Source organism: Nonomuraea marmarensis (assembly GCF_043197025.1).
GTDB classification, from domain to species: domain Bacteria; phylum Actinomycetota; class Actinomycetes; order Streptosporangiales; family Streptosporangiaceae; genus Nonomuraea; species Nonomuraea marmarensis.
This window is the reverse complement of record NZ_JBICRM010000003.1, coordinates 111,834-136,939: the sequence shown is the minus strand read 5'-3', so window position 1 is coordinate 136,939 and position 25,106 is coordinate 111,834. Positions and strand designations below refer to the sequence as shown.

Annotated in this window: 26 protein-coding genes and 1 riboswitch; of the genes, 13 read left to right on the top strand and 13 right to left on the bottom strand. The window is 68.9% G+C overall.

Going from position 1 to position 25,106, the window contains the following annotated elements:
- Positions 1-77 precede the first annotated feature (77 nt).
- Genes ACFLIM_RS06055 through ACFLIM_RS06030 form a run of 6 tightly spaced genes read left to right on the top strand, consistent with a single transcriptional unit; the run spans position 78 to position 7,194 of the window.
- Positions 78-1,700, top strand: a complete 1,623-nt coding sequence (locus tag ACFLIM_RS06055; protein ID WP_393162772.1) for an ABC transporter substrate-binding protein — start codon at positions 78-80, stop codon at positions 1,698-1,700.
- Positions 1,697-2,635: an ABC transporter permease gene (locus ACFLIM_RS06050; RefSeq protein WP_393162770.1), complete on the top strand. Its 939-nt coding sequence runs from the start codon at positions 1,697-1,699 to the stop codon at positions 2,633-2,635. Before ACFLIM_RS06055 ends, ACFLIM_RS06050 begins: the two co-directional genes overlap by 4 nt.
- Complete coding sequence (locus tag ACFLIM_RS06045; protein ID WP_393162768.1) at positions 2,628-4,559, top strand: dipeptide/oligopeptide/nickel ABC transporter permease/ATP-binding protein; 1,932 nt, start codon at positions 2,628-2,630, stop codon at positions 4,557-4,559. Before ACFLIM_RS06050 ends, ACFLIM_RS06045 begins: the two co-directional genes overlap by 8 nt.
- Positions 4,549-5,526 carry an ABC transporter ATP-binding protein gene (locus tag ACFLIM_RS06040; protein ID WP_393162766.1) on the top strand — a complete coding sequence of 326 codons (978 nt, stop codon included), beginning with the start codon at positions 4,549-4,551 and terminating at the stop codon, positions 5,524-5,526. Before ACFLIM_RS06045 ends, ACFLIM_RS06040 begins: the two co-directional genes overlap by 11 nt.
- A gap of 11 nt (positions 5,527-5,537) precedes the next feature.
- Entirely contained in the window at positions 5,538-6,761 is a 1,224-nt protein-coding gene (locus ACFLIM_RS06035) for an acyl-CoA dehydrogenase family protein (protein WP_393162764.1), read from the top strand.
- 19 nt (positions 6,762-6,780) lie between these two features.
- Positions 6,781-7,194: a DNA-binding protein gene (locus ACFLIM_RS06030; protein WP_393162762.1), complete on the top strand. Its 414-nt coding sequence runs from the start codon at positions 6,781-6,783 to the stop codon at positions 7,192-7,194.
- A gap of 23 nt (positions 7,195-7,217) precedes the next feature.
- Here ACFLIM_RS06030 and ACFLIM_RS06025 read toward each other — a convergent pair whose 3' ends face one another.
- The 6 genes from ACFLIM_RS06025 to ACFLIM_RS06000 form a co-directional block, all read right to left on the bottom strand.
- On the bottom strand, positions 7,218-7,808 hold the full coding sequence (locus ACFLIM_RS06025; protein WP_393162760.1) for a DUF6879 family protein: 591 nt from the start codon (positions 7,806-7,808) through the stop codon (positions 7,218-7,220).
- A gap of 230 nt (positions 7,809-8,038) precedes the next feature.
- Complete coding sequence (locus ACFLIM_RS06020; protein ID WP_393162758.1) at positions 8,039-8,869, bottom strand: polyphosphate polymerase domain-containing protein; 831 nt, start codon at positions 8,867-8,869, stop codon at positions 8,039-8,041.
- A gap of 48 nt (positions 8,870-8,917) precedes the next feature.
- Positions 8,918-9,475, bottom strand: a complete 558-nt coding sequence (locus ACFLIM_RS06015) for a DUF4956 domain-containing protein (protein WP_393162757.1) — start codon at positions 9,473-9,475, stop codon at positions 8,918-8,920.
- Positions 9,476-9,545: 70 nt separating this feature from the next.
- Positions 9,546-10,208 (bottom strand): response regulator transcription factor, encoded by a 663-nt coding sequence (locus ACFLIM_RS06010; protein ID WP_393162755.1) that lies wholly within the window; start codon positions 10,206-10,208, stop codon positions 9,546-9,548.
- Entirely contained in the window at positions 10,205-11,614 is a 1,410-nt protein-coding gene (locus tag ACFLIM_RS06005; RefSeq protein ID WP_393162753.1) for a sensor histidine kinase, read from the bottom strand. Before ACFLIM_RS06005 ends, ACFLIM_RS06010 begins: the two co-directional genes overlap by 4 nt.
- Positions 11,615-11,626: 12 nt before the next feature.
- Complete coding sequence (locus tag ACFLIM_RS06000) at positions 11,627-11,974, bottom strand: hypothetical protein (RefSeq protein WP_393162751.1); 348 nt, start codon at positions 11,972-11,974, stop codon at positions 11,627-11,629.
- Between the two features lie 119 nt (positions 11,975-12,093).
- Here ACFLIM_RS06000 and ACFLIM_RS05995 point away from each other — a divergent pair, with 119 nt between their 5' ends.
- Together ACFLIM_RS05995 and ACFLIM_RS05990 are read left to right on the top strand one after the other, a co-directional pair.
- On the top strand, positions 12,094-12,879 hold the full coding sequence (locus tag ACFLIM_RS05995) for an SDR family oxidoreductase (protein WP_393162749.1): 786 nt from the start codon (positions 12,094-12,096) through the stop codon (positions 12,877-12,879).
- Between the two features lie 62 nt (positions 12,880-12,941).
- Positions 12,942-13,778, top strand: coding sequence for an SCO6745 family protein (locus ACFLIM_RS05990; RefSeq protein WP_393162747.1), 837 nt, complete (start codon positions 12,942-12,944; stop codon positions 13,776-13,778).
- Here ACFLIM_RS05990 and ACFLIM_RS05985 read toward each other — a convergent pair.
- Positions 13,775-14,185: a RidA family protein gene (locus tag ACFLIM_RS05985; protein ID WP_393162745.1), complete on the bottom strand. Its 411-nt coding sequence runs from the start codon at positions 14,183-14,185 to the stop codon at positions 13,775-13,777. The genes ACFLIM_RS05990 and ACFLIM_RS05985 overlap by 4 nt on opposite strands.
- An 8-nt stretch (positions 14,186-14,193) precedes the next feature.
- Positions 14,194-15,798: a phosphomethylpyrimidine synthase ThiC gene (thiC, locus tag ACFLIM_RS05980; protein WP_393162743.1), complete on the bottom strand. Its 1,605-nt coding sequence runs from the start codon at positions 15,796-15,798 to the stop codon at positions 14,194-14,196.
- Positions 15,791-15,903, bottom strand: a riboswitch (TPP riboswitch). (Overlaps the previous gene by 8 nt.)
- Positions 15,904-15,954: 51 nt before the next feature.
- On the opposite strand from thiC, the gene ACFLIM_RS05975 reads away from it, so the two are divergent.
- The 4 genes from ACFLIM_RS05975 (at position 15,955) to ACFLIM_RS05960 (ending at position 18,610) form a co-directional block, all read left to right on the top strand.
- Positions 15,955-16,116: a hypothetical protein gene (locus ACFLIM_RS05975; protein WP_393162741.1), complete on the top strand. Its 162-nt coding sequence runs from the start codon at positions 15,955-15,957 to the stop codon at positions 16,114-16,116.
- 113 nt (positions 16,117-16,229) lie between these two features.
- Complete coding sequence (locus tag ACFLIM_RS05970) at positions 16,230-16,577, top strand: hypothetical protein (protein ID WP_393162739.1); 348 nt, start codon at positions 16,230-16,232, stop codon at positions 16,575-16,577.
- A 12-nt stretch (positions 16,578-16,589) separates the two neighbouring features.
- Positions 16,590-17,438 carry a universal stress protein gene (locus ACFLIM_RS05965; RefSeq protein WP_393162737.1) on the top strand — a complete coding sequence of 283 codons (849 nt, stop codon included), beginning with the start codon at positions 16,590-16,592 and terminating at the stop codon, positions 17,436-17,438.
- Between the two features lie 140 nt (positions 17,439-17,578).
- Positions 17,579-18,610: a cellulose binding domain-containing protein gene (locus ACFLIM_RS05960; RefSeq protein ID WP_393162735.1), complete on the top strand. Its 1,032-nt coding sequence runs from the start codon at positions 17,579-17,581 to the stop codon at positions 18,608-18,610.
- On the opposite strand, the gene ACFLIM_RS05955 is transcribed toward ACFLIM_RS05960, so the two are convergent.
- The 3 genes from ACFLIM_RS05955 to ACFLIM_RS05945 all read right to left on the bottom strand — a co-directional run bounded on the left by ACFLIM_RS05955 (position 18,607) and on the right by ACFLIM_RS05945 (position 21,428).
- On the bottom strand, positions 18,607-19,101 hold the full coding sequence (locus ACFLIM_RS05955) for a YbaK/prolyl-tRNA synthetase associated domain-containing protein (protein ID WP_393162733.1): 495 nt from the start codon (positions 19,099-19,101) through the stop codon (positions 18,607-18,609). The two genes, ACFLIM_RS05960 and ACFLIM_RS05955, sit on opposite strands and share 4 nt — an antisense overlap.
- Positions 19,102-19,202: 101 nt before the next feature.
- A complete protein-coding gene (locus tag ACFLIM_RS05950; RefSeq protein WP_393162731.1) occupies positions 19,203-19,868 on the bottom strand; it encodes an AIM24 family protein in 666 nt (221 codons plus the stop codon).
- Positions 19,869-19,934: 66 nt separating this feature from the next.
- On the bottom strand, positions 19,935-21,428 hold the full coding sequence (locus tag ACFLIM_RS05945) for an MFS transporter (RefSeq protein ID WP_393162729.1): 1,494 nt from the start codon (positions 21,426-21,428) through the stop codon (positions 19,935-19,937).
- Between the two features lie 408 nt (positions 21,429-21,836).
- Here ACFLIM_RS05945 and ACFLIM_RS05940 point away from each other — a divergent pair, with 408 nt between their 5' ends.
- Complete coding sequence (locus ACFLIM_RS05940; protein ID WP_393162727.1) at positions 21,837-22,370, top strand: hypothetical protein; 534 nt, start codon at positions 21,837-21,839, stop codon at positions 22,368-22,370.
- A gap of 351 nt (positions 22,371-22,721) precedes the next feature.
- Here ACFLIM_RS05940 and ACFLIM_RS05935 read toward each other — a convergent pair whose 3' ends face one another.
- The gene (locus tag ACFLIM_RS05935; protein ID WP_393162725.1) at positions 22,722-23,945 is read right to left on the bottom strand and encodes an NAD(P)/FAD-dependent oxidoreductase; all 1,224 of its coding nucleotides are present in this window, start codon (positions 23,943-23,945) and stop codon (positions 22,722-22,724) included.
- Between the two features lie 94 nt (positions 23,946-24,039).
- The gene (sigJ, locus tag ACFLIM_RS05930) at positions 24,040-25,062 is read right to left on the bottom strand and encodes an RNA polymerase sigma factor SigJ (protein WP_393162723.1); all 1,023 of its coding nucleotides are present in this window, start codon (positions 25,060-25,062) and stop codon (positions 24,040-24,042) included.
- Positions 25,063-25,106: the final 44 nt, after the last annotated feature.

The window sequence follows — 25,106 nt, the reverse complement described above, 5'->3', positions numbered from 1 at the left end:
TCAGGACTTGTGCGCTTTTTCACCGATAGTACTATCGGTGAAATTGCTCTCGGGGGATGAACCGGGAGGAGGCGTGGATGAAACGCTGGAGGACGCCGGCCACGCTGCTGCTGGCCTCGATGGTGATGCTGGCGTGCAGCGGTCAGCGGCCGGTCGCGGGACCGCAACCCGGCTCGCCGTCGTCGTCGGGCCCCGCTCAGGGCGGGCGCCTGGTGTACGGGCTCAGCGCGGACGCCAACGGGTTCAACCCGGTCACCGACCAGTTCGCGGCGCAGAGCTACAGCATGGCGGGCGCGATCATCGAACCGCTGGTGGCCGTGGACGCCAACGGCGACTGGAAGCCGTACCTGGCCGAGTCGCTCACCCCGAACAAGGCGTACGACGAGTGGACGATCAAGGTCAGGCCGGGCGTCTCGTTCTCCGACGGCATCACGCTGACCGGTGACATCGTCAAGGCCAACCTCGACGCGCAGAAGGCCTCGCCGCTGAACGCGGCCGTATTCGTGCCGGTCAAGTCGTTCGAGCTGGCCGACCCGATGACGGTCAAGGTGCAGCTGAAGCAGCCGTGGGTGGCCTTCCCGTACTATCTGGCGGCGCAGATCGGCATGGTGGTGCCGCCCGCCTCGCTCAACGACCCCAAGTCGGCCAGCCTCAAGCCGGTGGGCACCGGGCCGTTCATCTTCAAGGAGTACGTGCCGGACAACCGCATGGTGGTCACCCGTAACCCGCGCTACTGGCGGTCCGGTCTGCCGTACCTGGACGAGATCGAGTTCCGGATCCTGCCCGACAGCCAGACGCGGGCGCAGACGCTGGAGTCCGGCGGGATCGACGCCATGGGGACCTCCCGCGACGAGGACCTGACCAAGTTCGGCGCGCTGAAGGACGCCTACACGGTGCACCGGGCCCAGGGCATGGCCGTGCCCGAATACTTCTTCATGCTCAACACCACCGTGGCGCCGCTCGACGACGTACGCGTGCGCAAGGCCCTCGCCTACGCCACCGACCGCAAGACGGTCATCTCTACCCTGCGCGGCGGGCTGACGGAGCCGGCCGACGGGCCGTGGTCGAAGGACTCCAAGTGGTACGCCGCGGGCGGCTACCCCGACTACGACCCGGCCAAGGCCGCCGCCCTGGTCAAGGAGGTGGAGGCGGAGAAGGGCCCGATCCGCTTCGAGCTGATCTCCACCCCCGACCCGAACACCATGCAGGGCGTCGAGCTGGCCCAGGACATGTGGCGCAAGGCCGGCATCGAGGTCTCGATCAAGCAGGCCGACCAGGCCGACCTGATCAACCGCGCCGTGGTGGGCAACTTCGCGGCCACCGTGTGGACGCAGTTCTCCGCCCCCGACCCCGACGGCGAGTACATCTGGATGCACCGGGCCTACGCCCAGCCCGTCGGCGCCGTCTCGCTCAACTTCGCCCGGCTCAAGGACGACAAGCTGAGCGCCGCCCTGGACGTCGGCCGGAGCAATCCGGACGAGGCCGCGCGCAAGCAGGCGTACGGGACGGTGCAGGAGCGGTTGCGGGAGCTGGTGCCGTTCGTGTTCATCGACCACCTCAACACCGGGGCCATCGTGGCCAGGACGAAGGTGCGCGGCATCGGCGAATACACGCTGCCCGACGGCGAGAAGGGGCTGCCGCTGACCGGGTCGCCCATCCCGTACCACCCGTTCGCGCAGCTCTGGGTCAGCCAGCGGTGATCGTCGCCCACCGGCTGGTCCGGCTCCTGGTGGTCCTGCTCGCAGTCACCTTCCTCTCGTACGTGCTGCTCAACCTGCTGCCCGGCGACCCGATCACGCAGATCCTGGGCCTGTCGGCGACCGAGGAGGCCCGCGCGCAGCTCCGCCAGGAGCTCGGCCTGGACCAGCCGCTGCTGGTGCGCTATTTCGACTGGCTCGGCGGGCTCGTCACCGGCGACTTCGGCGACTCCTACATCACCAGGGTGTCCGTCGCCTCCGAGCTGGCCGAACGGCTGCCCGTCACCCTGGAGCTGCTGGTGGCGGCGCAGCTCATCGCGCTCGGCCTGGCGATCCCGGTGGGCCTGGCCGCCGCCCGCCGCGCCGGCCAGGCCCTGGACCAGGCCCTCACCGCGCTCAGCTTCGCGCTGCTGTCCACCCCGGTCTTCGTGCTCGGGGTGCTGCTGATCCTGGTCTTCGCCGTCACCTGGCAGGTGGTGCCCGCGACCGGGTGGACCCCCATCTCCGTGGACCTGGGCTGGAACCTCACCTCGGTGATCCTGCCCGCCGTCACCCTCGGCTGCGGGCAACTGGCCGTGTACGCGCGGCTGCTGCGTACCGACCTGATCGCGACCCTCCAGGAGGACTACATCACGCTGGCCCGCGCCCGGGGGTTGTCGCCGCGCCGCATCCTGTGGCGGCACGCGCTCCGGCCCTCCGCGATCACCCTGATCACCGCCGTCGGGCTCAACCTGGGCGCGCTCATCGGCGGCACGGTGATCATCGAGACCCTCTTCGGCCTGCCCGGCGTCGGGCGGCTCATCGTCGACTCCATCTTCTCCCGCGACTACCTGACGGTTCAGGGAGGCGTCGTGCTGATCTCGGTCGGCTACGTTGCGGTCAACTTCGCGGTGGACCTCGTGTACGCCGCCGTCGACCCCAGGATCCGTCGTGCGTAGGCGGCTGGGGTTCGGCTTCTGGGCCGCGGTGGCCTGGCTTTTTATCGTGATTTGTCTCGCTTTGCTGGCAGATTTCCTACCGTTCCCCCGCTACGACGAGACGCTGGCCGGGCCGCCGCGGTCCGGGCCCAGCCTCGCTCACCCGTTCGGCACCGACGGCCTCGGCCGCGACGTGCTCAGCAGGGTCGTGTACGGGGCCCGCGTCTCGCTGGGCGTGGGCATCGGCGCCGTGCTGCTCGGCCTGGGCATCGGCGCCCCGCTGGGCATCCTGGCCGGGTACCGCCGCCGGGCCACGGACGCGATCATCATGGCGGTCAACGACGTGGCGCAGGCCTTCCCCGCGCTCGTCTTCGCGCTGGCCGTGGTGGCCTTCGCCGGGGCGAACCTGCGTAACGTGCTCATCGTCCTGGGCGTGCTCGGCGTGCCCTCCTGGACCCGGCTCATCCGCGGCTCCACCCTCACCTACGCCGAACGCGAATTCGTGCTGGCCGCCCGCGTGCTCGGCACCCGGGACCGGCGCATCCTGTGGCGGGAGATCGTGCCGAACGTGGCGGTGCCCGCGGCGTCGTACGCGTTCATCGGGATGGCCGTGGTCGTGGTCGCCGAGGGCAGCCTCGCCTTCCTCGGGCTGTCCGTCCAGGCGCCCACGCCCACCTGGGGCGGGCTGATCAACGAGGGCCGCACGCTGATGGAGACCGCGCCGCACGTGGTGCTGGCGCCTTCGGTGGTCATGTTCCTGACGGTGTTGTCGTTCAACCTGGTCGGCGACCGGCTCAGGTCCCTGACGGACGTGCGGGAGAGCGGCCTGGAGCCGGTCCGCCAGGCCGCCCCCGCCTCCTCGTTGCCCGCCGCGACGCACCCGATCCGCGACTGCCTGCTGCAGGTCGAGGACCTGCGCACGCACTTCGTCACGCCGCGCGGCGTCGTCAAGGCCGTGGACGGCGTCTCCTTCACCCTGGAACGCGGGAAGACGCTGGCCATCGTGGGCGAGTCGGGGTCGGGCAAGTCCATGCTGATCCGCTCGATCCTGGGACTGCTGCCGGGCACCTCCGTCCGGGGCGGGAACGTGTACCTGTCCGGCGACGACCTGACCACCTACAGCCCATCGGAGATGCGGTCAGTCCTCGGGCCCAAGCTCGGGACCGTGTTCCAGGACCCGATGACCGCTTTGAACCCGGTGCGCAGGATCGGCACCCAGGTGATGGAGCCGTTGCGGGTGCACCTGGGGATGGGGCGCAGGCAGGCCCGTGCCGAGGCCGTGCGCCTGCTCGCCTCGGTCGGCATCCCCGACCCCGAACGGATGTTGCGCCGGTATCCGCACCAGTTGTCGGGCGGGATGCGGCAGCGGGTGACGATCGCGATGGCGTTGTCGTGCGGGCCTGACGTGTTGTTCGCCGACGAACCCACGACCGCGCTCGACGTGACGATCCAGGATCAGGTGCTGCGATTGTTGCACCGGCTGCGTGAGGAGCGCGACATGGCGGTGGTGCTGGTCAGCCATGACCTGTCCGTGGTGGCTCGGTGGGCCGACGAGGTGATCGTGATGTATGCGGGGAAGGTGGTGGAGCGGGGGCCCGCCGAGTCGGTGTTCTCACGGGCGCGGATGCCGTACACGGAGGCGTTGCTGCAGGCCGCGCCCCGGCTGACCGATCCTGTGCACCATCGGCTGCGGGTCATCCCCGGCCGGCCGCCGGACCTCGTGGACCTGCCCGCGGGGTGCGCGTTCCAGCCTCGGTGCGCTTACGCGCAGGAGCGGTGCGGGCGTGAGGCGCCGCCGCTCTTCGAGGACGGCCACCACTACGCCTGCTGGTACCCGCTCCCCCTGACACCCGCCATCTCCCCGCCACCGGCGACCGGCCCGTTGGCGGGAACCCAACAGCCGGCGGCCGACTTCACGGAGGAGGCTGAGAGCAGTGGCCGGTAGCGGGAGTGCTCACCTCCGTCCCCGTGACGAGGTGCTGCTGCGGGTGCAGGATCTGGTCGTGGAGTTCCCCGCGGGCCGCGGCCGTACCGTGCGGGCGGTCTCCGGGGTGAGCTTCGACCTGGCCCGGGGCGAGACGCTCGGCATCGTCGGGGAGTCCGGCTGCGGCAAGTCGAGCGCCGCCAGGGCGCTCGTCCAGCTCCCGCCGCCCCGCTCGGGCTCGGTCCAGCTGGACGGCCTGGAACTGACCGGCCTGCGCGGCGAGTCGCTGCGCAAAACCCGCCGCCGCCTCCAGATGATCTTCCAGGACCCGATCTCCTCCCTGAACCCGCGCCGCCGCGTCCGCGACATCGTCGGAGAGGGCCCCCGCGTGTGGAACCTCCCCGGCGACCGGGTGGACGAGGTGCTGGAGGCGGTCGGGCTCGATCCGGCGACGGCGGCGATACGGCGGCCGCACGAGTTCTCGGGCGGGCAGTGCCAGCGCATCTCCATCGCCAGGGCCCTGATCCTCGACCCGGAGGTGGTCATCTGCGACGAGCCCGTCTCGGCGCTGGACGTCTCCGTACAGGCGCAGATCCTCGGCCTGCTGGAGGACCTGAAGGATCGGTACCGGCTCACCCTCGTCTTCATCGCCCACGATCTGGCCGTGGTGAAGAACGTCAGTGACCGGATCATGGTGATGTACCTGGGGAAGGTGTGCGAGCTCGCGCCGAGCGCCGACCTGATCAGCACACCGGCGCATCCGTACACCCGGGCGTTGATCGCCTCGATCCCGGGCGGCGACCTGGCCCTCCCGCCGGCCGACAAGCTGATCAGCGGCGAACCGCCGTCCCCGGTCAGCCCGCCCACGGGGTGCCGCTTCCGTACGCGCTGCCCTCGTGCGGCGGCGAAGTGCGCGGAGGAGGAGCCCCAGATCAGGCGGATCGGCGAGGACCACTGGCTCGCCTGCCACTACCCCGCATCATCGTGATAAGGAGAAATATGGCCATCGATTTCACCCTCGCCCCTGAGCATGAGGAGATCCGCAAGCGGGTCCGCGCGTTCATCCAGGGCACCGTCATCCCCGCGATGGAGGAGGTGAAGGCGGACGACCGCGACGAATATCTCCGGACGATCTTCCGCCTCCGTTCTCAGGCCAAGGCGGAAAGCCTGTGGCTGCCGCACATGCCGAAGGAGTGGGGCGGCATGGGACTGGGCCACGTGGAGCTGGCCATGGTGCAGTCGGAGGCGGCCAAGACCCGCATCGGCCCGTGGGTGCTGAACTGCATGGCCCCGGACGAGGGCAACATGCACACCCTCCTGCACTGGGCGACGGACGAGCAGAAGGAGAAGTATCTGCGCCCGCTCCTGGACGGTGTCCAGATGTCCTGCTTCGCCATGACGGAGCCGGAAGTGGCCGGCTCCGACCCCACCCTGATCCGCACGGAGGCCGTACGCGACGGGGACGAGTGGGTCGTCAACGGCCACAAGTGGTTCATCTCCAACGCCCGCCGCGCCAACTTCGCCATCCTTATCGCCAGGACAGAGCAGGACGTCCCGGAGGGCTCACGCGGCGCCAACACCGCTTTCCTCGTGGACCTCCCGCAACAAGGCTGGAACGACGTGCGCGAGGTCGAGACGATGCACGGCTCCACGGGCCACAGCGAGATCGTCATCGAGGACCTGCGCCTATCCGACACCCAGATCCTCGGCGGCAGGGGCAACGGCCACCGCCTCGGCCAGTACCGCCTGGGCCCCGCCCGCCTCGCCCACTGCATGCGCTGGATCTCGCAGGCGGAGACGGCCCTGGACATGATGGTCGACCGCGCGCTCAACCGCTACAGCCACGGCTCCCTGCTGGCCGAGAAGCAGGGCATCCAGTGGCTGATCGCCGACTCGGCCATGGAGCTCTACCAGTGCAAGCTGATGGTCCTGCACGCCGCCTCCAAGATCGACAAAGGCGAGGACTTCCGTACGGAGGTGTCGATGGCCAAACATTTCGTGGCCAACAGCCTCAACCGCATCGTGGACCGGGCGATCCAGGTGCACGGGGCCCTGGGCTATTCGACGGACACGCCGCTGGCGAACATGTTCCAGCACGCCCGCTGGGCCCGCTTCGCCGACGGCGCCGACGAGATCCACCAGATGCGCATCGCCGAACGCACCATCGCCGCCTACCAGGCCACCGGCTCCACCAACGCAGCCACCGGCGGCCTGCCCCTGTGAACGGCCGGGTATTTTTCAAGTGGCCCGCCACAAGCTGAGCCACGCGGGGAACCTCGTACTGGATCGCGAGGGTCTCACGAAGCTGCTCGAAGACCATCAACCCACGGTCGCACTGGTCGCCGAGGCGCGTGGGCGGGGCATGGACGTGTTGATCAACGCGCTGGCGATCGTTGAAGCCGCCCACCGCCGCACCGATCAGACGCGGTTGGCTTGGCTCCTTTCCGGCCTGCGCATCTCCCCGATCAGCGACAAGGAGGCCAAGGCGGCGTCCACACTGCTGATCGGCGCCGGACTGCACGGACACAAGTACGCGATCGACGCTGCGATCGCCGAAATGGCAGTACGACAGCAACGGCCTGTTGTCATGCTGACCTCAGACATCGACGACATGAAGAAACTCTGCGGAGATCCGGTGCGACTCATCGGGATATGAGACGGCTGGGCACACCTGGCTCTTCAGATAGTCACCTGAGGAACAGGCAGCGGGACGATCTCGCGCTCATAGTAGGCCCGGAACTCCTCGCCGGCGGTGAACAGTTTGTCCAGTTCGCCGCGGCAGGCCGCGATCACCTCAGGGTCGTCGATCCGCCGGGCGCCGCTGTGGGTCCCCGAGGAGTCGTACGTCACCTCGTACATCACCGAAGTGCCGAGCAGCACCAGCTCAGGCAGGCGCCGGCCGACCTCGAGATCGGCCACCTCCTGGGCATCGAGCACCCGGACGTGCTCCGCGGTCGCGACCCGCAGCGCCAGAACATGCATCTCCCATCGCAGGTATGGGGTAACAGGGTGTTCGACGATGCGCAGGCGCCTGCGGGCTACGCTCGCGGTCCCCTCGTGCGCACGCCTATCATCGATCAGCTTGAGCGAACGATCCCAGTCGCCCTCCAGCATCACGTCCCAGCTGGGCTCTCCGGCCTCACGGAAACTCTGGACGCGTTCGAGTTTCCAGAACACGTCATCGATCTTCCGGAAGTTGGGCCAGAAATCGTCAAGATATCCGTCCGCACCCAGCTTGACACCCGATATCTCATTTATCCTGTCAAGCATTAGGAATATCCCTTTTGGCTGAATAAAGTCTGTTTTGCGCCTTCCCCTCGTACGACGCTCATTTACTGGTTTCACCGCAAATAGGCGTCAACATGCATGAAGCACAGGACGCAGTTCCGCCGCCCTGGAGCGGCCGGCGGGTGCGAGCAGGTGGGAATGGTGGCACCGCCCGTTGTCGCCACCGCGCTCCCCCATAAGTGACCGGGCTCGCCGTCGTGCGTGGCTCAGCACTATGCCTGCAACCACCAGCATCTCGACCGTCCAGATGGCGGCCGGCGGTGACCCGGGACCGGCCTCGGGGCGAGATAACGCTGCAACACCGGATGCCAGCGGTTAGCCCGGAGCTCCCGGAGCGCGGCGACCGCCAGGCAGTATTTGCTCACGGTCACCGGCCGCACCCCCAGCCCACGCAGAACCTTGTCGACCACGGCCTTCCCGTCCGCCGACTTCGACTCCAGCAGCACCAGATCACGGCGGGCCGGCGCAGTACGCAGGCCATCACGGCAGAGCAGCCCGGTGTCGCAGGTGAGCCGGGCCATGCCGGACCTGTCGATGAGCGTCACCCGTTTGTAGTCGGTGGACAACACCGGCCCCAGCGTCTCCGGCGCGATCAGGCGCAGCTCGCTGAGCAGGGTGTCGCGCACGAAGTCCAGGGCCTCCCGGGTGAGGGTCTGTGCCGGTGCGTCGTCGTATGGGATGCGGTGTTTGTCAGTGTGGCCACGCGCCCCGTTGAGCTTCAGCTCTAACCACCGCCCACCGCTGTCCAGATAGGTACGGCTACGCAACTTGAACCTGCGCCGCCGATCCTGCCGATGCTGGTGAAAGGTGAGCAGCTCGGGCGTGTCGAAGTAGGTCGAGCTATAGCGGAACTGCCGCCGCCCCTCGATCTCCAATACGTCGAACCGATCCCCCAGCTCCCTCGCGAGACGCGCCATCGTCGAGGCCGTCACGAGGTATTTGTTGTCCACCCGGCTCATCAACTCCGGCACCTCCGCCAGTCCGATCGGCGCCACCGCCCCGACCACCCCGGCCAGCAACACCTCCGCGTCCAGCTCAGCCATCACCAAACCCCCACCAGTTCGGCCCCACCAAGCTCCAACCCGACCCCGTCACCGCACCCCCGCCGGTAGCTTCGGAACCACGTAGCGGACGTCGACCACGGTCACGTCCCGCACGTAGTCGACCTGCGTGACCACGCAATGCAGCACCCGCGCCCGCAGTCGGCTCTCCAGATCCACCCGCAACAGGTCCGGATCCGCATGCACGACGTCCAACGTCACGACCTGATGCCGCGTACGGCCGAGGAACCCGGGATGGTCGGCGATGTACATCACCACCAGCAGCACCCCGTTCAGTGCGAGCGCTGTCAGCGGCCACGACCCCGCGATGCCGTTGACCAGCCCCAGCACGAGGGCGACGAAGTAGTAGGCGATCTCCTGCTGCGTGATCTCGCTGGACCGGAGCCGGATGATCGACAACACCCCGAACAGGCCGAACCCGACGGCGATGTCGACCCGCTGGACCAGCAGCAGCGACACCACCGCGAAGATCCCCACGTTCAGCGCCACATAGGCGAACAGCAGGTCACACCGGTGGTGCCGCCGATAGTAAAGCCCGTAGGCCAGCGCGATGATCGCCACGAGGTCCATAACCAGTCCGGCTATCACGACCGCTCCTCCCGTAGTTCCGTTGATGAACAGCTTCTACGTGCGGAGTGAAGCGACTGTGAGCTGATGATTAGGCAACTCTCATGCGGTATCCGGTCCCCCGGACGGTCTCGATGCGATCCGCGCCGATCTTGCGTCGCAGGTAGCGCACGTAGACGTCCACCACATTGGACCCGGGGTCGAAATCGAACCCCCAGACATGGCTGAGCAACTGCTCACGCGTCAGCACCTGGTCGGGATGGCGGCAGAAGATCTCCGCCAGCGCGAACTCCCTGGTGGACAGATCCACCGCCCGCTCCCCGACATAAGCCCGCCTCGTACGCAGATCCAGCGACAGATCCGACACCCGCAACACGGTCACCTCCGGCGTGCGGTCGGCTCGCAGCCGCAACCGCACCCTGGCCAGGAGCTCGTCGAAGGCGAACGGCTTGGCGATGTAGTCGTCCGCGCCGCCCTCCAGCCCCGCCACCGTGTCGCTCACGCTGTCACGAGCGGTCAGGATGATCACAGGGATGGTGACCATGGACTCCCGCAACCGCCGCAACACGGTGAACCCGTCGCTCAACGGCAACCCGATGTCCAGGATCAGCAGGTCGAACCCGCCCGCGCAGGCCAGGTCGTAGGCCGCGATCCCGTCCGCGACCACGGCGGTCACGAAGCCGTTGGCCCGCAGCCCCTTCTCCACGAAGGAGGCGATCCTGGCCTCGTCCTCGGCGATCAGAATACGGTTCACCGCAACTCCCACAGATCCCACAGCGGGATGGACATGACAAAGCAGGCCCCGCCACCCGGAGCCTCGGTCACCTTCACATTGCCCCCATGGGCCTCGGCGATGGATCTGACGATGGCCAACCCCAGCCCGGCCCCGTCATGGGTGCCGGTGCGGCCCACGCCGCGGATGAACCGCCCGAAGATGCGTTCGCGATCCGCGGGCGCGACTCCGGGTCCGCTGTCGCGTACCCACAACTCGACCCGCGAGTCGCGTATGGCAGAGCCCACGGCGATCAGGTCGTCGTCCGTGGTGTGGCGTACGGCGTTGGCCACGAGCTGCATGAGCGCCTGCGTGAGCCGCTGGCGGTCGGCCGGCACGCGGGCCTCGGCCACCTCGTCGACCCGCCATTGGCGCCGGCCGAGCGCGCGGGCCTTGGCGACCACGCTGACCGTGAGATCGGCCAGTTCGACGTGGTCCAGCGCCAGGAACCCCGGCTGCTCGGCCTTGGCGAGGGTGATGAGGTCGTCGACGATGCGGTTCATCCGGTCGAGCTCGTCGGTGACCAGGGCGAGGGTCTCGGCGCGGTCGGCCGGATCGTCCCCCATTAACTCCAGGTGACCGCGGACGACCGTGATCGGCGTGCGCAGCTCGTGCCCGGCATCATCCATGAAATGCCGTTGCACGACGAAGGCCTGCTCCAGCCGGTCGAGCATGTGGTTGAACGTCCCGGCGAGCGCGGCCACGTCGTCGTCGCCCGGCACGTCGAGCCTGCGCGTCAGATCGGTGGAGTCGCTGATCTGCTCCGCGGTCTGGCTGACCAGCCGGACCGGCGCCAGCACCCGCCCGGCCACGAACCACCCCGCCGCCCCCGCCAGTCCCATCGCCGCCAGCGCGGACAGCCCGAGAACCCGCACCGCGTCCTCGATCTCCTCGCGGTGCAGGTCATAGAAGATGCCCACGACGAAGTGGGCCGGCCGGGAATCGTCGGGCACGGTCACCGGGATCACCGCGTAGTGGACCGTTCCCTTCGCGGTCTCCATCTCGCCGGCATAGTTCGTGGTGACCGTGGCCATCCGCGCGACCAGGTCGGGATCCTCGTCGAGGGGCGCCGGCGGCTCGACCCCGGTCCTCTTGTGGGGCTCGCCGTCGACGATGCTGAAGAAGGTCTCCCATCGGTCGGGCGCGTTGAACGCCAGATATCCCTCGAGCAGCTCCTGGACATTGGTGACCGTGCTCCCGGTCTCCGGATCGCGCGCGGTCGCGGCGTAGCCCCGGAGCTTCTCCGCCTCGTTGCTCAGCTCGTGGTTCACTCGGTCGTCGAGCAGGGTGAGCAGGATGGTCCAGGTCGCGAAGATCGAGACTGACAGGGCGAGGCCGACGACGGCGAGCATCCAGCCCACGATCCGGGCACGGGCGCTCACCCGCATGCGACCTCCCGATCAGTCATCGCCATCCCCGCCACCGCCGTCGTCGTCATCAGCATCGTCGTCATCGCCGCCGCCGGGTCTCGGCGATGGCGGCTTGACCGGCTCCGCCTTTGTTTTTCGGGGTGAGGGCCGCTCACTCGCGCTCTTCGTGGGCGAGGGCTCCCCATCATTCCCTGTCGAGGCCGAGGGCGAGGCCGTGGACGCGGGCGTGCTCGTCACGCGTTCGCCGGGCACCCGCTCGACCACGACGGGCTCACCCAGGTCCGGCCCGTCATCGGCGGCCCGCACCAGCCCCACCGACATGAACCCGGCCACCGCCACCCCCAAGACCAGGAGGATCATCGTTCCCCGATGCTTCATGAGTTGACCTTGACGCCCTTCGAGGAGACCACGCTGAGGCCCAGATGAGAAACCTCTCATCTGATCAGGCTCGGCCGCAGTAGAATCATGTTCTGGTTCCGGCCTCAGGAGGGACGTTCATGCACGTACGGGACAAGCTCGTGGTCGTGACGGGCGCGGCCAGCGGGATCGGCCGGGCGATGGCCCTCAGGTTCGCCGCGGAGGGAGCGGCGGGGGTGATGATCGCGGACCTCGACGAGACCGGCGCGCGGGCGGTGGCGAAGGAGATCGGCGACCGCGCGACCGCCGTACGAGTGGACGTGTCGTCGGAGGCGGAGGTGGCCGCGCTGGCGGAGACCCCGTTCGGCCCCGTCGACCTGTTCTGCTCCAATGCGGGCATCATCGGCGGTCACGGCCTGGACGCCTCCGACCAGGAGTGGAGCAGCCTTTATGGGGTGAACGTGCTGGCCCACGTCTACGCCGCCCGCGCCGTCGTACCGTCCATGATCGCCCGCGGCGGCGGCTACCTCCTCAACACCTGCTCCGCCGCCGGCCTGATCAGCTGCCCCGGCGACGCGCCGTACGCGGTGACGAAGGCGGCGGCGATCGCGTTCGCGGAGTGGCTGGCCATCCACTACGCCTCCAAGGGCATCAAGGTCAGCGTCCTATGCCCGCAGGGCGTGCGGACGGCCATGCTGGAGCACGGGATCGAGGACGACCACCTGACCGCCCGCGCCGTGACCGCCTCAGGCGCCATCCTCGACCCGTCAGACGTGGCCGGCACGGTCATCGAAGGGCTCGAATCAGAGCGTTTCCACATCTTCCCGCACCCTGAGGTGGCGGAGTTCGTACGCCGCAAGGCCGAGGACCCCGACAGATGGCTAACCGGAATGTCGCGCTTCGTCGACTCCCTGACCAACCCCTGAGCCATTCCCTGTCGAGCCGTGGAGCACGAGGTCAGCCACCCCCCGCACGGAGGCATCGAGCCATGAAGACCACCACAACCACATCTGCCCGCCGCGCCTGGCGCCGCCTGGAGCCCATCCACGGCATGATCTACTTCGTCCCCGAAGCCTCCCGGCGCTACACCGAGCTGGGCCTAACCGGCATGTCCGGATATTTCACCTCACGCAGCGCCCCCTTCGGCCGTGCCTCCGCCGACCTGGTCATCGCCACGTTCTACAACTTCTGCCCGGCTCTCGTACGCCGGTCGCTCCGGGATGCCTGGGCCGCCGTCACCCCGGAACAGATCCTCGATGCCCGCTACCAAGCCGCCGCGGAAGCCCTGAACAGAGCGGCCATCCACGAGCTCCCCGAGCTGAACCAGACCCTGACCCTGGCTCGCCGCGCCGCCGAGTCCGCCTGCGAACACCCCCAGGGCCGCCCCCTCTTCGCCGCCCACGCCACCCTCCCCTGGCCGGATGACCCGCTCCTGCAGCTCTGGCACGCCCAAACCCTCCTCCGCGAATTCCGCGGCGACGGCCACGTCGCCACGCTCCTCGCGGAGGGCGTGACCGGCCTCGAAGCCCTGATCCTGCACGCCGCCACCGGCACGGTACCCACCCCCTTCCTCAAAATCAGCCGCGCCTGGCCGGAGGAGGAGTGGGTGGCCGCGGAAGACGGCCTACGCGACCGCGACCTCGTGGCCGGCGACACCCTCACCACGGAAGGCAAGGCCCTCCGCCAGCACATCGAGGACCGCACGGACATTCTGGCCATGCCGGCGTACGAGGCGCTGGGCGAGGAGGGCTGCGAGCGCCTGGCCGAGCTGGCCCGTCCCTTCGGCCGCCGTGTCGTCGACGCGGGCCTGCTCAATATCAGCTAAACCTGCCCGGTGATCAGGGCGACCGCCTCGACCTCCACGAGCTGGTCGGGATAGCCGAGCACGGCGACCCCGAGCAGCGTGCTGGGCACGTCATGGTCACCCATGTACTCGCGATAGACCCGCCAGGCCGCGACCAGGTCGGCCTGGCGGGACGAGGCGACGTACACGGTGGTCTTGGCCACGTCGGTCAGCGTGGCGCCGGCGCTCTCCAGCGCCGTGACCAGGTTGCGCATCACCTGGTGGGTCTGACCGGCGATGTCGCCCACCGCGACGGTCTTGCCGCCGGCGTCGAGTGGACAGGCACCCGCGGCCCAGATGGCGCGCACCGGCACGTCGGCGACGGCCGCGTACGCGTACTCGACCGTCTGCGCCAGCTCGGGACTACGGATCAATCGCACACCAGCCACATTATTTCCTAGTTCACGGCGTCGGGATCGGGCAGGTAGATCGAGGCGCCCCGCCTGGTGAACTCCTCGGCCTTCTCCGCCAGGCCCGCCTCCAGCGCCTCCTCCTCGGCCAGCCCGTGCTCGGCAGCGTACCGGCGCACGTCGTGGCTGATCCGCATCGAGCAGAACTTGGGCCCGCACATCGAGCAGAAGTGCGCCGTCTTGGCGGGCGCGGCGGGCATGGTCTCGTCGTGGAAGGCGCGGGCCGTGTCGGGGTCGAGCGCCAGGTCGAACTGGTCCTCCCAGCGGAACTCGAACCGCGCGTTCGACAGCGCGTCGTCCCACGCCTGCGCCCCCGGGTGCCCCTTGGCGAGGTCCGCCGCGTGCGCCGCGATCTTGTACGTGATCACGCCCGTCTTGACGTCGTCCTTGTCCGGCAGGCCGAGGTGCTCCTTGGGGGTGACGTAGCAGAGCATGGCCGTGCCGTACCAGCCGATCATGGCGGCCCCGATGCCCGAGGTGATGTGGTCGTACCCGGGCGCGACGTCCGTCACGAGCGGGCCGAGCGTGTAGAACGGCGCGTCGTCGCAGAGCTCGCGCTGCAGGTCGACGTTCTCCTTGATCTTGTGCATGGGCACGTGGCCCGGCCCTTCGATCATCACCTGGACATCATGATGGCGGGCGATCCGGGTGAGCTCCCCGAGCGTGCGCAGCTCGGCGAACTGCGCCTCGTCGTTGGCGTCCGCGATCGACCCGGGACGCAGCCCGTCGCCGAGCGAGAACGACACGTCGTAACGGGCCAGGAGCTCGCACATCTCGTCGAAGTGCTCGTACAGGAAGCTCTCGCGGTGGTGCGCCAGGCACCACGCGGCCATGATCGAGCCGCCGCGCGAGACGATCCCGGTCTTGCGGCGGGCCGTCAGCGGCACGTACGCCAGCCGCACCCCCGCGTGCACGGTCACGTAGTCGACGCCCTGCTCGCACTGCTCGACCAGGGTGTCGCGGTAGACCTCCCACGACAGGGCCTCGGGGCGCCCCTTCACCTTCTCCAGCGCCTGGTAGATGGGTACGGTCCCGACCGGCACCGGCGAGTTGCGGATGATCCACTCGCGGGTCTCGTGGATGTCCTGGCCCGTGGACAGGTCCATGATCGTGTCGGCGCCCCACCTGGTGGCCCAGGCCATCTTCTCGACCTCCTCCTCGATGGAGGACGTCACGGCGGAGTTGCCGATGTTGGCGTTGATCTTCACGAGGAAGTTCCGGCCGATGATCATGGGTTCGGACTCGGGGTGGTTGACGTTCGCGGGGATGATGGCCCGGCCGGCCGCGACCTCCTGCCGGACGAACTCGGGGGTGACGCCCTCGCGCACCGCCACGAACTCCATCTCCTTGGTGACCAGCCCTTTCCTCGCGCAGGCGACCTGCGTCACCGGCTCCCCCGCCGCCCGGCGCTCGCCGGCCCACCGCTCGCGCAGGCGCGGCAGCCCCCGCCTGACGTCCGTCTCGACAGAGGGGTCGGTATACGGGCCCGAGGTGTCGTACAGCGTCACCGCCGAGCCGTCGGAGAGCCGCACCTGACGCATCGGCACGCGCAGGTCACCGGTGTAAATCTTGGAAAAACGCGCGCTGTTCATCGCGCAAACTCCCTTCGCCGGCATTACCCGGAGCAGGTTCTGGCGGTCGGCGGCTGTCAGCCGTCCTCTCAGCCCGGTCCGCACCGGGCTCCCGCGTTGGTCGGCGGTGATCGTACCCACCCCGAACCCCGCCCGAAACATGGCATTATTCCCAAAATGGACGATCCCACGGCTCGGACCACCGCCGGCTACGACCGCATCGCCCCCGTCTTCGCCACCCGCTCGGAAACCCCCGACGCCGCTTTCCTGGCCTTCCGCCAACGCTTCGCCACCGCGCTGCCCACCGGAGGGCGGGTAGCCGACCTGGGGCGGCGCTGAGACCGAGCCGACGCTACGCGCCTGGCGCGCGGCCCTGCAGCCGGGAGGCGTGCTGGCGGCGCGGCGCGAGGTTTGACGATCGCCCTGAGCGGTACTCTCCCATCAGGGGAAACATGAAAAAGATCGCCGCTGTCGCAGGACTCGTGGTGGTGGCCGCGTTCGGTACGCCCGCCGCCTCAGGAGACGGTATCGAGCAGCACGAAGTGAGCCAGGAGCAGTACGACACCCTGATCGCCCAGTGTCGCTACTCCGACACGGGGAAGTCGCGATGCCGCGCGGCGGTCAAGGAGCTGTACTACATCGGTAAACCCAGCCACACGCTCGACTGCCGGACATACACGGGTGTCACCGTGTGCGGCCCGCTCAAGTTGAGCAGGTCCGAACGCCAGTGCAAGCAGACGTCCGTAGAGCAGGGAATCTCGTTCCGCCGCGCCGAGGTGGAGTGCTACGTGTACGCCTGAGGAGCTGAGATCTTGATCATCGCTGGGGCGGACGGCTCGCGTACCGGCCTGGAAGCCGTCGGCTGGGCCGCCACGGAGGCAGCGCTGCGCAAGGCGCCGCTGACCGTGGCGCACGCCGTACCCAAATGGGTGTGCGAGGAGTCCGGCGGCCGCTACGCCGAGGTGGGCCGGTGGCTGCGCGAGAGCGCCAACACGGTGCTCGTCTCGGCCAGGGACCGGGCGCTGCGCGAGCGGCCCGGAATCATCGTGGAGACCGTCCTGCTCCCTGGCGACCCCCGTTCGGCCCTGGTCAAGGCCTCCGAGGGGGCTGAGCTGCTGGTCGTCGGCAGTCGCGGGATCGGCGGTGTACGCGGGCTGCTGGTCGGGTCCGTCGCCTACGGGGTCGCCGCGCACGCCCGTACGAACGTCGTTCTGATCCACGAGCGGCCCTCGTCGCCGCGCGGGGAGGTGGTGGTCGGGGTCGACGGCTCGCCGGGGTCCATGCGGGCGCTCGACTTCGCCTTCGACGAGGCGGAGTCACGAGGTACGAAGTTGCGTGCCGTACAGGCGTGGGCCTGGCCGCAACCGAGCGGCTTCGAGCCGGCCGACGGCAACGGCGAGCGGGACGCGTTGCGGGTGTTGAAGGAGCTGCTGGCCGGGCACCGGGAGCGGCATCCCGGGGTGGACGTGGTGGCGGAGATCGTCCACGGACATCCCGTCGAGGTGCTGAGGGAGGCGGCGGCGGGGGCGGATCTGCTGGTCGTGGGCTCGCGCGGGCACGGCCAGCTGGCCGGGATGCTCATGGGCTCGATCAGCCAGGCCATGCTCCACCACGCGCCCTGCCCGCTCGCGGTGATCCGCGGGCACTCCCAGGCGACCTGAGCGCGGCGTCTCCGCTCTCCTGAAAGTTACATGCCGATCCCGGCATCCGCGCAGGTCGCCGATCCGGGCGTTACGGCCTGCCTTCCCGCGACGGTCGGGCGCTCCTACGATCTGCGCAGACTACGACGGGAGAGCAGACGATGCGCAGGATCAGCGCCCTGCTGGCGGCGATGCTGGCACTGACCGCGGCGGTGATGTTCGCGACGACCACGCAGGCCAGCGCCGCCGCCACCAGGATCATGCCCTTGGGCGACTCGATCACCGGATCCCCTGGCTGCTGGCGGGCCCTGCTCTGGAACAGACTCCAGAGCACCGGCTACACCAACATCGACTTCGTCGGCACGCTCCCGCCGCAGGGTTGCGGGGTCGCGCACGACGGCGACAACGAGGGCCACGGGGGCTTCCTGGCCTCCAACGTGGCCAACCAGAACCAGCTGCCCGGCTGGCTCGCCGCGACCAGACCCGACATCGTCATGATGCACTTCGGTACGAACGACGTGTGGAGCAACATCGCACCGGCCACGATCCTGAGCGCGTTCACCACGCTGGTGAACCAGATGCGGGCCAGCAACCCCGCCATGAAGATCCTCGTCGCCAAGATCATCCCGATGAACCCGTCCGCCTGCCCCGACTGCGCCCAGCGCGCCGTGAACTTCAACAACGCCATCCCCGCCTGGGCCGCCGCCACCTCCACCCAGCAGTCGCCGATCACGGTGGTGGACCAGTGGACGGGGTTCAGCACAAGTACGGACACCTATGACGGGGTGCACCCGAACGCCACCGGCGACCAGAAGATGTCCGACAAGTGGTACCCGGCGCTGGTGAACGCCCTCTCCGGCATGCCCACCTCCACGCCCACCATCACTCCTTCGCCTGGGGGGTGTACGGCGACCTTCAAGAACGCAGGTCAATGGCAGGGCGGCTTCCAGGGCGAGGTCACCGTCAAGAACACCGGCGCCGGCGCGATGAGCGCGTGGACGGTGCGGTGGACGTTCGCCAACGGCCAGCAGATCAGCCAGCTCTGGAACGGCACGCTGAGCGCCAGCGGCTCCGCGGTGACCGTACGCAACGTGAGCTGGAACGGCGCGCTGGCGCCCGGAGCCTCGGCCACGTTCGGCTTCCTGGCCTCGTGGAACGGCACGAACACCGCCCCCACCCCCACATGCTCCTAGGGGCTCGTAATGGATGCCAGCCGGGGCCCGGCCAGCCGCACATAGTCGTCGGTGGCCAGCGCGACGGACCGGTCGAGCCTGGCGGCGTTGAAATACAGCTCGGGCTGGTCCAGCAGCGACGGATCGGCGACCAGTTCGAGCCGGGGGTCGTAACTGAACGGCAACACGGTCCCGCTCACGCTCCCGGCCAGCTCCTCGGCCTTCTCCTTGCCGGCGAAGGCCACGTACGTGCCGTCCAGCAGCGCCTTGACCGCCTGCAGGTCGAGCCGCGCGTCACCGGGCACGACGGCCAGCACGTGGCGGGTCCGCTTCTTGCCGATCTTGACCATCACGATCAGGCACTTGGCCGCCTGCGCGACGTCGTGCCCACGCAGGACGCTGACCAGTTCGGTACGCCCCTCCGGCGCGTGATCGATCAGCCGGTAACGCGCTCCGGCGGCGTCCATGTCGGCGATCAGGCGCTCGTAGGCGCCGTTCGGCTCACCAGTCACCGCTCAACAACTCCTTCGCCTCGGCGATCCGGTCCTCGTCACGCTGGTAGAACACCCATTGCTTGATCCTCTTGCCACGGATGAGAACCCAGTGGCGGTGCTCAGGAGGCGGATACCACGGGAGCACCTTCACTGGCCTGCACCAGGACAAACCCCTGCCCCCTGAACGCCAACTGCATGGCCTCCCCACTCCCCCGCCCGATCAACGCCCCCACCTTCATCGTCCGATTGACCCCCACCTGCAGCGCGGTACTCCAGCAAACAGCGGACTGCCCGTCGGCGTACGTCGGCATGCGGGCGGCGTCGAGCAGCACCGGCGTACCATGCGTGGTCACCGCCACCCACCCGGTCCCGGTGACGGTGGTGTTGAACAGCCCACCGGCCGCGACCCCGGCCCCCTGAACCCGCTGGATATCCCAGGTGAGCTGCGGCTGAAAGGCCAGCAGATTACGCCCGTTGACGGTGAGCCCCTCGTTCTCCAGGAAGAACAGATGGATGTCGTCGGCGTTGTCGGCGAGGTAGAGCAACCCCTCACCGCGTACCCGCATGAGCGACGCGCCCTCGCCCGTCACAGCCTTCTTGAACAGCTTCCCGATGCCTCCAGAGCCCTCGTAGTCGAAGTCCATCTGTCCTTGGAAGGCGACCATCGAGCCCTGCTTGGCCAGCACCTCGTGAGGTAACTGCACTCGGAGCATCTTGCCGTTCTCCAGAGCGAAGCCGGCGGGCAGCTGCTGGGCGTCGAGGTTGCCGAAGATCGAACTACGCACGTTTCAACCTTTCGAAGGAGGTGATGCCGCCAGCGTACGGAGAACCACGCCCGCGCACGCACCTCTTCAACGGACCCCCTGAACGTCGCGGCTAACTCCCGGGGTGGACGCGCCCCGGTCCACCCCTTCGAACAGCGCCTTCGCCCGCGCGGCGGTGTCCAAGGCCCAGCGCCCGGTGCTGAGCAGCCCCAGGACCAGGATGCCGACGCCGAGCCCGAGCACCAGCCACCACACGCCGTGCTCCGCGCTGGTGAACGCCGTTCCGCCGCGGGCCACGGCCGATCCCACGATCGTTCCGGAGATCGCGACGCCCAGGGTGGTGCCGGTCTGCCGGCCGGCGGAGGCCAACGAGGTGGCCACTCCGGCCATCGAGCGGGGCATTCCGGAGACCGCCGTGTTGGTGATCGGCGGGTTGACGGTGCCCAGGAAGATGCCGAACAGCAGATAGATCGCGAGCACGGCCGGCAGCGGGGTGGCCGGTCCGAGCCAGATCGACGCGCCGCCGCCCAGTGCCAGTGCGGCCCCGGAGACCACCAGCGGCAGTCGAGGACCCCGCGCGCCGACCATCCGGCCGGTGAACGGGGAGAGCACCACGACCAGCACCCCGACCGGGAGCAGGCACAGCCCGGCCGTCAGCGCCGACATGCCGCGCATGTCCTGCAGGTACTGGGTGGTCACGAACAGGAACGCGCCGAACCCGCACAAGGCCCAGAGCGCCATCAGGATGGCCGCGCTGAACGGCACACTGCGAAACAGGCGCAGCTCCAGCAGCGGGTCGACACGGCGCGGTTCGTAACCGAGGATGCCCAGCGTGCCGAGCACGGCGACGGCGAGCAGGCCGAGGATGATCGGCGAGGTCCAGCCCAGCCTGCTGGACTCGATGATCGCGTAGACGACGCTGCCCAGCACCAGGGTCACCAGGGTCTGGCCCACCGGGTCGAACCGGCGCGCCCGGGCGGCGCGGGACTCGGGCACGAACAGCCCGGTGCACACGATCGCGGCGGCCACGATCGGCACGTTGATCCAGAAGATGGAGCGCCAGCCGAAGCCGTCGACCAGGGCGCCGCCGAGGATCGGACCCAGCGCCAGCGACAGGCCGGACACCGAGCCGAACACGCCGATGGCCCTGGCCCGCTCAGCCGGGTCGGGGAACGTGGTGGCGACGATCGCCATCGCCACCGGGTTGAGCATCGTGCCACCGACGGCCTGCAGCGCACGCGCCGCGATCAGCCAGCCGATGCTCGGCGCCAGGCTGCACAGCAGCGAGCCGAGCCCGAAGGCGGCCAGGCCGACCTGGAAGATCCGCCGACGACCGACCCGGTCCGCGGTGGACCCGGCCAGCACCAGGAAACCGGCCAGCACCAGGGTGTACGCGTCGACCGTCCACTGCAGGCCGGACACCGAGGCGTGCAGGTCGTGACGAATCGCCGGCAGCGCGACGTTGACGATGGAGATGTCCATCACCACGACGACCATGCTGGCGCAGCAGATCGCGAGCACCAGGAATCGGCGGCGTCGGCTGAGTTCGGGCACAGGGGTCCAAACCGATGAAGCACTCATGACCACGACGCTAGGGATTAGAGCATGCTCGAAGTCAAGCAGCGGCGGATACCCGGGCCCGATCCCCGGGGGGCCTGAGCATCGCCGAGGCCGCTCGCCGCACCGGGGTCAGCGCGTACACCCTGCGCCTGCCACGAACGCGCCGGCCTGGTCGTCACCACCGTTGACCGCACCGGCGCCACTACCTGGAGTTGTGGGGGGCGAGCCAGGCAATGACGGAGCTGTCGTAGATCTGGGATCTACGACAGCTCCATCTCGCAGGTGGTGCGTGCCGGCGCACGTATGGGCGTGCACCCAGTCAGAGACCCCGCCACAATGCGGACAGATCCCCTCCACCGCTCGAGCTCGGGCCTGCAGCGTCACGACGCCTGCTGCCCGCTCCACCCACTCCACCATCACGCCTGCCAGATGAGGCAGAAGACCCTCAGAGCAGATCTCGGCGGTCAACCGCGCCGTATCATCCACCGTTACCGAGAAGGCGCGAGCAATTTTCACCCGGCGCCGACCGTGGTATCAGTGGTGGGCGCCCTGATGGTCCCATTTTTGCTGCTGCCATCTGGCATGGTGCCATCACGGCTCAGGGACCTCGTCTTCGAACCCGTCGCGCCGGACGTCGTCGCGCTTGAAGTCGTCGTGCCGGAAGTCGTCGTGGCGCTGGCGATTGATGAAGAAGTGCCTTCTTTCGTCGTCGTTGAAGTTGTGATTGAAGTTGTGGATGTTGGCTTCGATGTTCTCACGACGCCAGCGGGGCGGAGGGACCACGATCCGCTTCTGCTTATGGACGACGCGCGGCGCAGCCTGCGGCACCGCGCGCGGCACCGCACGCGGTGCCGGCGCCGGCGGCCCGCCGGCCTGGACGCCGGGGAAGCCCGCGCTCGCTCCGGCTACCCCCTGGGCGAGTGGAAGGAACATGACACCGGCGACGGCGCCGGTAAGAGCTAGTGCCGCGAACCGCCCATGGCGTGGCGTTCGCGACCGCCGATTCTCAGTATTCACGTGCTCGTTTCCGTTCATGGATAGATCGACCTGAAATCCGGCACCCACCATTTCAGCGGGCACTCAGACGGAAGCAGACATACCCATACAGATATTCTCAGTTACCTCATTAAGCCCAAACAACCCGTCAAAAACATAAAGGTGTTATTCAACCAAATTTGATGTTGAGAGCAGGTCACCGTCGACGTCGACGCTAGGGAGCCCCAGGCCGAGGACCTCCACCCGGCGATCGTCGCCGTGTAGACCGACAGCGAAGCGGGCGCCCTCGCATCGAGGGCGCCCGCTTCGCTTCGTGCTCTACGCCTGCGCCTTGACGGCCGAGCCCGCCGCGGCTCGCTCCCGCGTGACGCGGCGGCGCCGGGCCGGCAGCCCGAGCGTCGGGTTGGTGACGCCCCAGGCGGCGCCCTTGCAGACCAGCTCCTTGTAGACGGCGGCGAGCCGTCCGGTCAGGACCGCCTGCACGGCGCGGTCGTCGGCGGTGACGTATTGGATCAAGCCCTCCTTGCGGCCCAGTGAGATGCACTGGTTGAAGTAGCGGATCGGCGCGTTCGGGAGATTCCCGCCGGTCAGGCGCGCCGCGATCGCGTCGGCGGCCTGCCACGCGGTCGGAGTTCCCGAGGCGCACGACATCCGCAGCGGCTTGTCCCCGGGGCCCATCACCATGGCCGCGTCGCCGACGGCGTACACGTCCGGGTGCGAGACCGAGCGCATGGTCCCGTCGACCACGATCTGGCCGGTGCCGGTGACCTCCAGGGCAGTCGCCTTCGCGATCGAGTGGACCGCGAAGCCGGTGGTCCACACGGTGACCGCGGCCGGGATGGCCTTGCCGTCGGCGGTCGCGACGCGGTCGGCTTCGACACCGGTGACGGCGACGTGCTCGTGCACGATGATCCCGAGCTTGCCGAAGACCTTTCGCAGGTGCTCGCGGCCCTTGGGCGAGAGCCAGTCGCCGAGGCCGCCGCGGGCGGCGAGGGCGACGTCGAGGTCCGGGCGGGCCTCGGCGATCTCGGTCGTGGCCTCCAGGCCGGTGAGGCCGCCGCCGACGACGACCACGGTCTGCCCGGCGTCGAGGCGGGCCAGGCGCTCGCGCAGCCGGAGTGCTCCGGGGCGGCTGGCGATCTCATAGGCGTGCTCGGCGGTCCCGGGGACGCCTTGGGCGTTCCAGCCGCTGCCGAGGGCGTAGACGAGCGTGTCGTAGGCGAGTTCGCCGGCGCCGGACCCGGGCGCGATCAAGCCGGCGCCGTTCGCGTCGACGACGGCGACGGTCTTGCGGTCGACGTCGACGCCGGTGACCTTCGCGAGCCTCAGTTCGACGCCGGTGCCCGCGAACATCTCGCTGAATGGCCGAGACTTAAGGTCCTGGCCCGCCGCCAGCTGGTGCATGCGGACGCGTTCGACGAAGTCGGGCTCGGCGTTGACGAGGGTGATGGCGACGTCCTCGCGGCGGAGCCGCTTGGCGAGGCGGCCGGCGGCGATGGCTCCGGTGTATCCGGCTCCGAGGACGATGATGCGGTGCTGCATTTCCTTGCCCCCTGTCTTGCGCGGGTTTGCCACTTGAACCGGGCGGCCCGCCCTTTCCTGACAGGAACGCGATGTGAAGCACCTCACATAGCGCTCAGAAGGCGTTGAACAGGGGCTCTCCGTGGTCGGCGGCCGCCCAGTGCGCGGTCGCGCGTTCGAGCTTGTCGGGGTTGACCTGGTTCCGGAACGCGGCGATGCCCTCGGCGGTGACCTCCAGGCACATGACGCCGACGACTCGGCCGTCCACGACGGCCACGACGGCTGGGTCGCCGTTGGCGGTCCAGGCGTAGATCTCGGGCGCGCCGCCAGCTATGGCGCGCTTGGCCTCGCCGGGTTTGAACAGGCCCCACAGGAACTTCGCGACCGCGACGGCGCCCTCGAACGCCTTGGCGCGGGCCGGGACCTTCCCGCCGCCGTCGCCGATCGAGATGGCGTCCTCGGTGAGCAGGCGCACGAGCGGCTCGGTCTGGCCGCTGGTGGCGGCTGCCAGGAACTCCTCGACGATCCGCCGGGCGGCGGCCTCGTCGATCTCGGTGCGGGCCTTGCCGTCCGCGACGTGCTTCTTGGCGCGGTGGAAGATCTGCTGGCTGGCGGCCTCGGTGATGTCGAGGATCTCGGCGATCTCCCGGTGCGGGTAGTCGAAGGCCTCCCGCAGCACGTACACCGCCCGCTCGTTGGGGGAGAGGCGCTCCATGAGGGTGAGGACCGCGTACGAGACCGATTCGCGCTGCTCGGCGGTGTCGGCCGGGCCGAGCATCGGGTCCCCGGCGAGCAGCGGCTCGGGAAGCCATTGGCCCACATAGGTCTCGCGGCGCGCCCGCGCGGACGTGACCTGGTTGAGGCACAGGTTGGTGAGGACCTTCGTCAGCCAGGCCTCGGGGACCTCGATGCGGTCGACGTCGGCGGCCTGCCAACGCAGGAACGTCTCCTGCACGGCGTCCTCGGCCTCCCCGGCGGAGCCGAGGAGGCGGTAGGCGATGGCCTCCAGGCGCGGCCGGGAGGCCTCGAACCGGTCGACGTCGTTCGCCGTCAGGGGCATGGGCCGATCGTAGCCCGCGCGGCGCGAATCGGCCGCCGCCGCGAGGGTGTCCTCGACGTACTCCCCGACAGCAGGCACAATGTGCCACTTCGTCCCCTTCGTGTTGATATGTGCGAATCGAA

Coding starts and splice junctions, on each gene's coding strand:
- ACFLIM_RS06025 (WP_393162760.1), bottom strand. CDS start 7,808: ATGCTTGACAGGATAAATGAGATATCGGGTGTCAAGCTGGGTGCGGAC.
- ACFLIM_RS05970 (WP_393162739.1), top strand. CDS start 16,230: ATGAAAAAGATCGCCGCTGTCGCAGGACTCGTGGTGGTGGCCGCGTTC.
- ACFLIM_RS05940 (WP_393162727.1), top strand. CDS start 21,837: ATGAGGCAGAAGACCCTCAGAGCAGATCTCGGCGGTCAACCGCGCCGT.
- ACFLIM_RS05945 (WP_393162729.1), bottom strand. CDS start 21,428: ATGAGTGCTTCATCGGTTTGGACCCCTGTGCCCGAACTCAGCCGACGC.
- ACFLIM_RS05975 (WP_393162741.1), top strand. CDS start 15,955: ATGGACGATCCCACGGCTCGGACCACCGCCGGCTACGACCGCATCGCC.
- ACFLIM_RS06005 (WP_393162753.1), bottom strand. CDS start 11,614: ATGCGGGTGAGCGCCCGTGCCCGGATCGTGGGCTGGATGCTCGCCGTC.
- ACFLIM_RS05935 (WP_393162725.1), bottom strand. CDS start 23,945: ATGCAGCACCGCATCATCGTCCTCGGAGCCGGATACACCGGAGCCATC.
- ACFLIM_RS05960 (WP_393162735.1), top strand. CDS start 17,579: ATGCGCAGGATCAGCGCCCTGCTGGCGGCGATGCTGGCACTGACCGCG.
- ACFLIM_RS05990 (WP_393162747.1), top strand. CDS start 12,942: ATGAAGACCACCACAACCACATCTGCCCGCCGCGCCTGGCGCCGCCTG.
- ACFLIM_RS06020 (WP_393162758.1), bottom strand. CDS start 8,869: ATGGCTGAGCTGGACGCGGAGGTGTTGCTGGCCGGGGTGGTCGGGGCG.
- ACFLIM_RS06000 (WP_393162751.1), bottom strand. CDS start 11,974: ATGAAGCATCGGGGAACGATGATCCTCCTGGTCTTGGGGGTGGCGGTG.
- ACFLIM_RS06035 (WP_393162764.1), top strand. CDS start 5,538: ATGGCCATCGATTTCACCCTCGCCCCTGAGCATGAGGAGATCCGCAAG.
- ACFLIM_RS05995 (WP_393162749.1), top strand. CDS start 12,094: ATGCACGTACGGGACAAGCTCGTGGTCGTGACGGGCGCGGCCAGCGGG.
- ACFLIM_RS06055 (WP_393162772.1), top strand. CDS start 78: ATGAAACGCTGGAGGACGCCGGCCACGCTGCTGCTGGCCTCGATGGTG.
- thiC (WP_393162743.1), bottom strand. CDS start 15,798: ATGAACAGCGCGCGTTTTTCCAAGATTTACACCGGTGACCTGCGCGTG.